Source organism: Allobosea sp. ASV33 (assembly GCF_016428755.1).
In the GTDB taxonomy this organism is placed as follows: domain Bacteria; phylum Pseudomonadota; class Alphaproteobacteria; order Rhizobiales; family Beijerinckiaceae; genus Allobosea.
Genome location: NZ_JAELTI010000138.1, coordinates 1 through 10,729, shown reverse-complemented (window position 1 = coordinate 10,729; position 10,729 = coordinate 1). Strand labels below are relative to the sequence as shown.

Annotated in this window: 10 protein-coding genes; 7 read left to right on the top strand and 3 right to left on the bottom strand. The window is 67.2% G+C overall.

Going from position 1 to position 10,729, the window contains the following annotated elements; genetic code table 11:
- The 7 genes from JHD80_RS25300 to JHD80_RS25270 all read left to right on the top strand — a co-directional run.
- Positions 1 to 268 (top strand): ABC transporter permease (locus JHD80_RS25300; RefSeq protein WP_199093035.1); only part of this gene is annotated, 268 nt, incomplete at its 5' end.
- Between the two features lie 256 nt (positions 269 to 524).
- Positions 525 to 1,496: a LysR family transcriptional regulator gene (locus JHD80_RS25295; RefSeq protein ID WP_199093034.1), complete on the top strand. Its 972-nt coding sequence runs from the start codon at positions 525 to 527 to the stop codon at positions 1,494 to 1,496.
- 110 nt (positions 1,497 to 1,606) lie between these two features.
- Positions 1,607 to 2,650 (top strand): extracellular solute-binding protein, encoded by a 1,044-nt coding sequence (locus JHD80_RS25290; protein WP_199093032.1) that lies wholly within the window; start codon positions 1,607 to 1,609, stop codon positions 2,648 to 2,650.
- A gap of 84 nt (positions 2,651 to 2,734) precedes the next feature.
- Positions 2,735 to 4,348, top strand: coding sequence for an ABC transporter permease subunit (locus JHD80_RS25285; RefSeq protein ID WP_199093031.1), 1,614 nt, complete (start codon positions 2,735 to 2,737; stop codon positions 4,346 to 4,348).
- Entirely contained in the window at positions 4,345 to 5,418 is a 1,074-nt protein-coding gene (locus JHD80_RS25280; protein WP_349237349.1) for an ABC transporter ATP-binding protein, read from the top strand. The genes JHD80_RS25285 and JHD80_RS25280 overlap by 4 nt, the downstream gene beginning before the upstream one ends.
- Positions 5,419 to 5,426: 8 nt before the next feature.
- Complete coding sequence (locus JHD80_RS25275; protein ID WP_199093029.1) at positions 5,427 to 6,809, top strand: acyclic terpene utilization AtuA family protein; 1,383 nt, start codon at positions 5,427 to 5,429, stop codon at positions 6,807 to 6,809.
- Position 6,810: 1 nt separating this feature from the next.
- Positions 6,811 to 7,149 carry a DUF4387 domain-containing protein gene (locus tag JHD80_RS25270; RefSeq protein ID WP_199093027.1) on the top strand — a complete coding sequence of 113 codons (339 nt, stop codon included), beginning with the start codon at positions 6,811 to 6,813 and terminating at the stop codon, positions 7,147 to 7,149.
- A 147-nt stretch (positions 7,150 to 7,296) separates the two neighbouring features.
- On the opposite strand, the gene JHD80_RS25265 is transcribed toward JHD80_RS25270, so the two are convergent.
- The 3 genes from JHD80_RS25265 to JHD80_RS25255 all read right to left on the bottom strand — a co-directional run.
- Complete coding sequence (locus tag JHD80_RS25265) at positions 7,297 to 9,180, bottom strand: TRAP transporter large permease (protein WP_199093024.1); 1,884 nt, start codon at positions 9,178 to 9,180, stop codon at positions 7,297 to 7,299.
- A 58-nt stretch (positions 9,181 to 9,238) separates the two neighbouring features.
- A complete protein-coding gene (locus tag JHD80_RS25260) occupies positions 9,239 to 10,255 on the bottom strand; it encodes a TRAP transporter substrate-binding protein (protein WP_199093021.1) in 1,017 nt (338 codons plus the stop codon).
- Between the two features lie 62 nt (positions 10,256 to 10,317).
- Positions 10,318 to 10,729 (bottom strand): FAD-binding oxidoreductase (locus tag JHD80_RS25255; RefSeq protein ID WP_282568440.1); only part of this gene is annotated, 412 nt, incomplete at its 5' end.

Below are 10,729 nucleotides of genomic sequence, written 5' to 3'. Positions count from 1 at the left end.
GCCCAACACCATCACGCCGATCATCGTCGCCTTCACCCTGACTGTCGGGCGCGTCATCTTGTTCGAGTCGGTGCTGAGCTTTCTCGGCTTCGGCATCGTGCCGCCGACGCCGAGCTGGGGCAACATGCTCAACAACGCCCAGGAGCTCGTGACGACCGCGCCGGCGCTGGCGATCTATCCGGGACTCCTGATCTTCATCACGGTGATCGCCGTCAATTTCCTCGGCGACGCCATGCAGCACGCCTTCGATCCGCGTTCGGAGAAATAACGCGGGCGCTCGCATCCGCGCCGCGAAGCCAGCCAGCGTCGCCATCGTCGCTTTCCAGCTCCTGCGACATGGAGGCGGTGTCGATGAGGCCGCACCTGATCTCGTGGCCGCGGACCGCCACGGGGATGTCCGCTTTCGAGCGCCTGCTTCCGCGGGGGCAGGCGCGCCGAGGATCGGCGCGAGATTGCCTCGGGTCCCATCCTCTTGCAGGGATAGGCGGACACCCGTTCCGGCAGTGTCGATCGGTGAGCCCTGGATGAACCTGAAGCACTACGAAGCCTTCTACTGGATCGGTCGCCTGGGCAGTTTCCACGCCGCCGCGCGCCAGCTCGGCGTATCCCAGGCGGCGATCTCGGCGCGTGTCAGGGAGGCGGAGGAGGGGCTCGGCCTGCCTTTGTTCGAGCGGGTCGGCCGCGGCGTCGTCCTGACGCCGAAGGGACAGGAGCTGCTGCCCTATGCGGCGCAGTTCGTCGCGCTCGCCTCCGAGGTCCAGCAGCGGATCGGCACGCGCGACGCGATTTCGGGCCGGGTCCGCTTCGGCGCGACCAGCATCCATGCCATGACCTGGTTGCCGAGCCTCGTCGACCGCATCGCACGCTCCCATCCCGGCCTCGTGCTGGAGGTCGCGGTCGACTCGAGCGAGACCCTGCGCGCCGGGCTGGAGCGCGGCCAGCTCGATGTCGCGGTCGTCGCCGGTCCGCTGGACGGCAGCCGGCTGTTCAGCGTCTCCGTCGGAGCGGTCTCCAATATCTGGGTCGCCCATCCCCGGCTCAACCTGCCGATGCGCTCGCTCACGGCCCGCGAATTGGCGGCTTGGCCGATCATCTCCGACCGGCCGGGGACCTTGCTGCATACGCTGATGCTGGACTGGTTCCGGCAGGACGGCGCCGAGCCGCACCGCAACCACAGCGCCTCGCATCTGCCAGTGCGCCTGCATCTCGCCCGGGCCGGAATCGGTGTCGCGCTGGTCTCGCAATCGGCCGCCGAGCAGGATCTCGCGGCCGGCCATCTCGTGCGGATCGAAACCGCGCAGCCGGCTCCGAACCTGTCCTACTCGCTCGCCTGTGCGATCGCGCCGCCGTCCCTGCCGATGCGCGTCGTCATCGATGCCGCCGCCAGCTTCATCGCCCAGAAGAGCGACCTCAACATGTATTATGCCGCGGCAGGACAGGCCGAGACGGAGACTGGGGAGCCATTGATCGCGCCAGAAAAGCTGATCGATGATTGAAAATATAAATCTATCAATAGCTACAGTTATGAGATTTTCTGAAAAGTATTATTGACTAGTCCTCGGACTGTGACAGACTGCCCTTGTTCGCTGATCGACGAGGTGCTGCCGTGGCGCGACTGAACCGACGTCAAATCCTGACGATGCTTTCGCTCGCGGCCTCTGGCTTGCCGGCGCGCCTCTCTGCTCAGGAGCGAAATGCCGTCATCGAAGGCGCGAAGCGCGAAGGCCGGGTCAACTTTGCCAATTCGGCATCGGCGCCCAACTTCCCGCAATTCATCCAGGCCTTCACCGCGCGCTATCCCTTCATCGATGCGACCACCGGGCTCTATTCGGCGCCGGCCGGGCGCGTGCTGGCGCGGGTCGATGCCGAGCTCAAGGCACGCGCGCTCACCTTCGACGTGCTGCATGTTGCCAATCTCGCGCCCTATCTGGCGATGTCGCAGCGCGGGCAATTGCTGGGCTATCGCTCGCCGGAGCTCGATGCCTATCCACCGGAAGCTTCCGATCGCGACCAATGGGCGATCGCGCGGATCGTCGGCGTCATCATGGCCTATAACCGCAACATCCTGCCGGCTGATAAGGCTCCCAAGGCCTGGGCCGACCTGCTGAATCCGGAGTTCAAGGGCCGCAAGCTCGTCATCCAGGATTCGGCGGCGGGCACGAGCTTCAACCAGATGTATCTGCTGGAGAAGCGGTTCGGCGCCGATTTCATGCGGCGCTGGGGCCAGCAGGAACCCGTGATCGTTTCCACTGCGGCCCAGCTCATCGATATGCTGGTGCGGGGCGAGGCGCTGGTCGGCGCCACGGTCGATCATTTCCGCGCCTTCGATCCTGATGCGGTCAAGGCGGGCATCGTCGGGGTCTATCCGAGCGAGGGCATGCCGCTCGCCACCGCCCCGGTCGCGATCTTCAAGGACGCGCCCAACCCGAACGCCGCGCGCCTGCTGATCGATTTCACCCTCTCGGCCGAGGGGCAGACCTTGCTGAATACCGAGATCTTCAAGGTCTATTCGATGCGGCGCGGCGTTGCTCCGCCAACCGGGCAGATGCCGCTCGACCAGACGAAGCCGATGTTGCCGCAGGACATGCCGGACTACGAACGCGCCTCGCGACGCTTTCCGGAAACCTTCGACCGCTATTTCAAGGCCTGACCCTTGTCCGCACCTCCGTCACAGAAGGCCGGCCGCCTCAGACGCGGCGTCGGGCAAGAGCGGCTGCTTGCCGTCGCTCTCTCAGTGATCGTCGCCCTCATGGTGCTGGTGCCGCTCGTTGCGGTCGTCATCGGTGCCTTCGGCGACGAGGACGGCTTCACGGTCACGGCGCTCACCGACGTGCTCGCCTCGAGCCGCGTGCTCGGCAACACGCTGACGGTCGGCCTCGGCACGACGATCCTGGCCACCGGGCTCGGCGGCCTCCTTGCGGTCATCCTGGTGCGGACCGACACGCCCTGGCGCAGCGGGCTCGAACAGCTCGTGCTGCTGCCGCTTTACATCACGCCGCTGCTGACGGCGGTGGCCTGGTCCTGGCTCGGTTCACCGCGCGGCGGCCTCATCAACCTGCTGGCGCAGAGCTGGCTCGGCCTGTCCGGATCGCTCGTCAATCTGCATTCGGCCGGCGGCGTCGTCATCGTCGCCGCGCTGGCCTATGCGCCGCTGCCGTTCCTGCTGATCTCGGGTGCCTTGCGCGGCATGGACCCGGCGCTGGAGGAAAGCGCCCGCGTGCATGGCGCCTCGATCGCCGCCGCCTTCCGGCGCGTGACGATGCCGCTGGCCTTGCCGGCGCTGCTCGGCAGCGCACTCCTCGTCTTCGTCCAGTCGCTCGGCCTGTTCAGCGTTCCCGCCGTGCTCGGCATGCCCGCCAGCTTCTATGTCGCGGGGACCGAGATCTACCGTTTGCTCAACAGCTATCCGGCGCGGGTGTCGCAGGCTGCCGGTTGGGGCCTGCTCCTGCTCGTCGTCACGGCGGCGCTCGTCGCCCTGCAGGCGGCGATCCTGAAGCGCCGCTCCTATGTCACCATCACCGGCAAGGCCTTCCGCCCGCGCATCGTGCAGGTCGGCCGCTGGCGGCCGGTGCTGCTGGGGATCGTGCTGCTTTATGTCCTGGCGGCCGTCGTCCTGCCGGTCGCGACCTTGTGCTGGGCGGCGCTGGTCAATTTCATCACCGTCGATCCCAAGCTGATGAGCTTCGACCTGCGCCACTTCGCCTATGTGCTCTTCACCTATCCCAAGACGCTGCTGGCGGCGCGCAACAGCCTCGTCCTCGGCCTGCTCACGGCGACGATCATCTGCGCGCTCGGCCTCGCCATGGCCTGGGTGATCGTGCGCTCACGGGGCCCGGCGGCGCGCTTCCTCGACCAGGTCGGCATGATGCCGCTGGCGATCCCGCCGATCGTCCTCGCGCTCGGTCTGCTCTGGAGCTATGTCGGCCTGAGCTGGCTGCCGATCTACGGCACGATCGGCATCCTGTTGCTGGCATATGTCACGCATTACCTGCCCTTCGGCCTGCGGGCGCTGTCGAGCGCGGTCCGCCAGCTCCATCCCGAACTTGAGGACGCGGCGCGCGTCTCCGGCGCCAGCCTGCTCGGGACGCTCAGGCGCATCGTCCTGCCGCTGACCCGGCCGACGCTGGTCGCGACCTGGACGCTGCTCTTCATCCTGTCGCTCCAGGAAATCTCCTCCTCGATCCTGCTCTACACCGCGCCGAGCACCGTGCTGTCCGTCGCTGTCTTCGACCTCTGGGAGGCCGGCAACGTCAACGCGCTCGCCGCCCTCAGCGTCATGCAGCTCCTTGTCACCTTCGCCGCCCTCGCCGTCGTGGCGCGGCTTCGTCAGAAGGCGGTCGCCGCGTGAGCCCTGCATTCGTCAGCGTCGAGGATCTCGTCATCGCCTATGGCGATGTGCGTGCGGTCGACAAGGTGAGCTTCGGTATCGCCGCCGGCGAGCAGGTGACGCTGCTCGGCCCCTCCGGTTGCGGCAAGACCACGACGCTGCGCGCCGTGGCCGGGCTGGAGCGGCCGCGCGACGGGCGCATCCTCATCGACGGCAAACCGGCCTTCGACGGCAGCGCCGGCATCGATGCGCCGCCCGAGAAGCGCAGCCTGTCGATGGTGTTCCAGTCCTACGCCATCTGGCCGCATATGACGGTCTTCGAGAACGTCGCCTTTCCCTTCCGGGTCCGCGGGCGCCCCGCCGCCGAGCTCAAGCCGGCCGTCGACAAGGCGCTGGAGTTGGTCGATCTCGCCCGCTTCGCGGACAGGCCCGCGACCATGCTGTCCGGCGGGCAGCAGCAGCGCGTGGCGCTGGCGCGGGCCGTCGCCTTCGGCACCAAGCTCGTGCTTCTGGACGAGCCGCTCTCGAACCTGGATGCGCAACTGCGCCTGCAGATGCGCGACGAGCTTGCCGATCTGCGCAAGCGCCTCGGCTTCACCGCGCTATACGTCACCCATGACCAGGAGGAGGCGTTTTCGCTTTCCGACTTCGTGGTGGTGATGCGCGGCGGGCGGATCGAGCAGGCCGGCCGGCCGCAGGAGATCTACCGCAACCCGCGCACCCGCTTCGTCGCCGAGTTCCTGGGCGTCCGCAACATCCTCCCCTGCGAGCTGGCGCATGGCAGCGGCGAAGTCCGCCTGCCCGACCAGACCGTGCTGCGCGGCCGCGAGGTCGAGCCCGGAGCTCCGGCCGAAGCGCCCGCCATTGCCTTCCGGCCCGGCGATGTCCGCCTCGACGACGCGCCCGGCCCCGGGCAGGGCGGCAGCGGCGTCGTCACCCGCTCGCTCTTCGTCGGCGACGTCCAGCACGTCTTCCTCAAGTCCGGCCCGATAGGGCTCTGCGCCCATGTCCGCCCCCGGCCGGGCCTGGAGGAGGGCAAGACCCTGTTCTGGCGCGTGGCGCCCGAAGACTGCCTGATCCTGCGCAAGTGAGACACGCCATGAAAACCGCAACCCTTCCCAACCGGGGTCTCAGGATCCTCTGCCCGAACGGCCATCTCGGCTTCGCGCCGAGCCGTCGCGGCTCCTTCGACCACGGCATCGAGGCCTCGCCCGACATCGTCGCCTGCGATTCCGGCTCCTGCGATATCGGCCCGGTGCCGCTCGGCATGGACGGGACGGCGAGCCCGCTCTCCTGGCAGCGCCACGATGTCGAGATGATGCTGCTCGGCGCGCGTCCGCGTGGCCTGCCGGTGATCATCGGCTCGGCCGGCGATACCGGCACCGACAGCCGCGTCGACCGCTTCGTCGAGCTGGTCCAGGACATCGCCCGCGAGCACAAGCTGCCGCGCTTCAAGCTCGGCTATTTCTATTCGGAGGTCGCCGGGGAAACGGTGCGCGCCAAGATGGCCGCCGGCGGCACCATCGCCGGGCTGCCGGGCCGCGCCGATCTAACGGACGCAGAACTCGACGCCACCGACCGCATCGTCGCCGTCGCCGGCGTGCACCCCTATATCAAGCTGATGGACATGGGCGCCGACGTCATCATCGGCGGCCGCTCCAGCGACTGCGCGATCTTCGCCGCCCCCGCCATCCGCAAGGGCTATCCCGAGGCGCTGGCCTATTACTTCGGCAAGGTGATGGAGTGCGCCTCCTTCTGCGCCGAGCCCTATGGCGGCAAGGAATCGATCCTCGGCGAGATCACCATGGACGATGTCCGCGTCACCGCGATGCTGCCGGAGCAGCGCTGCACGGTGGCCTCGGTCGCCGGGCACGCGATGTATGAGCGCGCCAACCCCTATTACGAGCATTTCGTCGGCGGCCATATCGACATGCGCGACTGCGTCTACGAGCAGCTTGACGAGCGCACCACGCGCGTGACCGGCCCGCGCTACGTCCCGGCCACCGATCTCCGGGTCAAGCTCGAAGGCTCCGGCAAGGTCGGCGAGCGCTATGTCGGGCTGGTCGGCATCCGCGACCCCTATACGGTGCAGCGTGTCGACGAGGTCATCGCCTGGGCGCGCGGGATGGTGCAGGAGCGCTTCGGCAGCGAGGGCTACCAGCTCTCCTACAACGTCTACGGGCGCGACGGCGTCATGGGCATGCTGGAGCCGCTGCGCGACAAGCCCGGCCACGAGCTCTGCGTCGTCGTCCAGGCCGTCGCGCCGACGCGCGAGATGGCCGAGGAGATCTGCATCATGGGCACACGGCAGATGTTCTATGCGCGCTTGCCCGACGTGAAGGGCACGGCCGGCGGCGTCGCCTTCCTGCTCGACGAGGTCATGCCGGCGAGCCCCGCCTATCGCTGGACGCTCAACCACACCATGCCGATCGACGACCCGATGGAGCCGTTCCGGGTCCATATGACGCAAGCCGGAGTCTGACATGAGCCCCGCGAGCCGTCCCCTCTCCGCAATCGCCAAGACGATCCGCAGCAAGAATGCGGGCGTCGATCACATCACCTTCGACGTGATCTTCCCGGATCGCACGAGCTACGACCATGTCCGGGCGAGCGGCGCCTTGTCGCCCGCGGCGGTCTGCCGCGTCTTCGGCATCGAGCGCGCGCGGCTGACCGACCATGTCGAGTTCGATCCGGCCTTCGCCATCAAGTTCACCATCGCCCGCGAGAGCGGCAGCGGCACGCTCGGCGACGGCGACCTCTTTGGCAGCCAACACTACGCGCCGCTGATCGACATCCAGATTCCGGAGCCCGCCGGAAACTGAACAGGGCGGCAGCGGCACGAGATACCGCCGGTTCTTCGGCTGACGAGGCGCGATATCCGTTTCCTGGCGGGGAGCCCGATGTGCGGAAATCGGGCGTCTCGATAGCCGCTGCCGACGCCGTTGCGGCTCAATCTCGACCGGAGAGCCTCAACCTATCATCCCCAGATAGCGGGGTAGCCACAGCGAGAAGACCGGAAAGACCACCAGCGCGAGCAGCGCCACGATCAGCACAGCGATGTATTTCATCATCGGCCGGGTGACGTTCTCGACCTTGGTTCCGGTCATTGCGGCGGTGGCGAAGAGGCCGACTCCGATGGGCGGTGCGAAGAAGCCGAGACCCATCGCGACCACCATGATCGTGCCGAACTGCAGCGGGTTGATGCCGAGCTTGATCGCGATCGGCGTCAAAAGCGGCCCGAACAGAATGAGCGCGGGGGCGCCCTCCAGGATCATGCCGAAAAAGGCCATCACGACGACGCTGACGAGGATGAAGCCGATCGGTCCGACGCTGTGGCCGACGCCGATCATCAGCGTCGAGATCTGGTCGGGGATCCGTTCGATGGTGATCGCGTAAGACAGGCTCGAGGCCGCCGCGACGATGAAGAGAATGCTTCCCGTCATCGCCGCCGAGCGAACGAAGAGCTGCACGATCAGCCGCCAGCTCAGCTCGCGGAAGGCGAGCCCGCCGATCAGGAAGGCATAAACCACGGCGAATGCGGAGATCTCGGTCGAGGTCGCGATGCCGGCGGTGACGCCGCGCCCGATCATCAGGATCATCGCCAGCGTGACGCCGGCCCCTAGGATCAGCGGCAGCATCGGCCGCTTGGTGCCGCCGACGAAGACTTTCTCGACATCGACGCGCGTGCCGTAGATGACCGCGACGACCGCCAGCGCCGCCGCCATCAGCCCTGCCGGAACGAGGCCGGCCATGAACAGTCCGCCGATCGAGATGTTCGAGACGAAGGCGAAGATGATCAGGTTGACGCAAGGGGGGATGGTCTCGGCCATCACCGCTGTGCAGGCGAGCAGCCCCGCCGTCTCGTTCTCGTCCTGACCGGTCTTGCGGATCGCCGGCATGATGACGCCGCCAACCGCCGCAATGTCGGCGAGCTTGGAGCCCGACACGCCGGAGAACAGCGCCGTGGCGATGATGACGATGAGGTTCATGCCGCCCTTTAGCCGGCCCATCATCCGCAGCAGCAGCTCGATGAGGCGCGCGGACATGCCGTTGCTCTCCATCGTCAGCCCGGCCAACACGAAGAAGGGAATGGCGAGCAGCACGAAATGATTGGCGCCGGAGGCGACCTGCTGCGCCCAGATCAGCATGGGCAGCGAGGGATCGGCCAGGAAATAGGCCATGGCGCCGAAGGCGAGCGCGAAAGCGATCGGCACGCCGATCAGCAGGCCGCCCACGGCGGCCAGCGTGAGCAGATGGATCGGCGCCAGGGCGAACTGCGGCAGCAGCGTGTTCCAGCCGGCGATCGCCGCGCCGATGACCAGCAAGGGGACGAGCGCGGTCCAGCGCGGCCCGGCCGGCAGCTTCAGCACATTGGCGACGGCGAAGGCCGCCATCACGAACCCGCCGAACAGCACCGGCAGAAGGAAGATCCATTGCGGCAGGCCGGTCGGCGTCAACTGGCCGGCGGTGTCCTCGAAGAGCTGCGCGCTCGAAACCAGCAGCGTCGCCGAGACCAGCAGCGTGATCCAGGCGGCCGCCGCCGCGGCGATCGCGCGCCCTTTCGGCGGCAGCATCAAGACGAGCACCTCGATGCCGATATGCTGCGAGCGAGCGAGTACGCTGCCTGCGCCGATGAACACCATCGTCGTCATCAACCCGGCGGCCACCTCCTCGGCCCAGTCGAAGGGCGCATGCAGGAAATAGCGGAAGACCACCGAGAGGAAGACGACGGCCACGTCGATCGCGAGGATCGCGCCGCCCAGATGCTCGATGAAAAACAGGACCCGCGCGGCAAAGCGGTCCTGCGGCAGGCGCGCGTCGAGCGCGCTGCCGGCGGTTGCGACGGCGTCCATGCGCTGATCCTCCAGAGAGCCGGCCGCGGCCGGCGGTCTTCGTTGCCGGAAAGAGCCGTCAGGCCGAGGCCTGGATCTTCTCGAAGAGCGGGGCTGTGGATGGGTACTGCGCGAGATAGGGCTTGTAGAGTTCGTCCGCCATGCGCCGCTTGAGCTCGGCGATCTCGGCCGGCGGCACTTCGGTATAGGCCATGCCCTTGGCCTTGAGATCGGTGAACGCCTCTGCCTCGACGTCCTTGACCTCGGCGCGAGAGATGCGCGTCGCTTCGTCGGCCGCCTGGCGGAAGGCGGGCATCAGATCGGCAGGGATCTTGGCCAGCCCGCGCTTGCCGATATAGGCGAGCATCGGCGTGTAGATGTGCCGGGTGAGGAAGCCGCGATTGGTGACCTCGTAGAGCTTGTAGGCGATGGTCGTGCCCGGGTCATGCTCGAAACCGTCGACGACGCCGGTCTGCACGGCGGTGTAGAGCTCGTTGATCGGGATCGGCGTCGGGGTCGCGCCGATGATGTTGAAGGTGTCGATGAAGGCCTTGGTCGGCAGCACCCGCAGCTTGACGCCCTTGAGGTCCGCGACGCTGGCGATCGGCTTCTTGGTGTAGATGCTGCGCGCGCCGACCTGGAAGCCCCAGCCCATGATGTTCACGCCCGTGCGGTCGGCCAGCATCTTGTCATAGGCCTGGCCGACGCCGGCATCGAGCGCTTTCGAGCAATGGTCGTAGCTGTTGAACAGGAAGCCGAGGTCGAGCATGCCGAATTCCGGCACGACCGTGGCCCAGATCGAGGCGCCGGTCAGCATCATGTCGACGGAGCCGACCTTCACTTGATTGACGACGTCGGCTTCCTTGCCGAGCTGGCCGTTGGGGAAATATTCGAGCTTGATGCGGTCGCCGGCCAGCTTGGCAATCTGCTCGGAAAACGGCTTGTACCAGAGATAATGCGCGCCGAACTTGTCGGCCGGCGCGGCAGAAGAGACGCGCAGTGAGATCGGCGCGGCCGCGCGCAGAATGGTGGGAGCGCAGATGCCGGTGACGGCCGCGCCGGCCACGAAGCCCCGGCGGGTGGTGAAGCTGTGCATGATATCCTCCGCTGTTCGTCGTCGGCCGGCTTGGCGCCGGGCTCTTTCTGGTTGGGAAGGGTTCAATCCTCGGGCAGGACCTTGCCCGGGTTCAGGATTCCGAGCGGGTCGAGCGCCTGTTTGACCTTGCGCATCATCTCGATGGCCTGGCCGTGCTCCAGCCGCATGAATTTGATCTTGCCGGTGCCGACGCCGTGCTCGCCGGTGCAAGTGCCGTCGAGCTCCAGCGCACGGCGCACCAGCCGGTCGTTGATCGCCGCCGCTTCCGCCAGCTCCCGCGGGTCCGACGGGTCGATCAGCAGACCGAGATGGAAATTTCCGTCGCCGACATGGCCGACCATGCTGATCGGGAAGGAAGCATCGGCGATATCCGCCTGCGTCTGCGCGATGCAAGGCGCCAGCGCTGAAATCGGCACGCAGACATCGGTGCTCCAGAGCTTGGCATTCGGGCGCAAGGCCTGAACGGCATAGTGG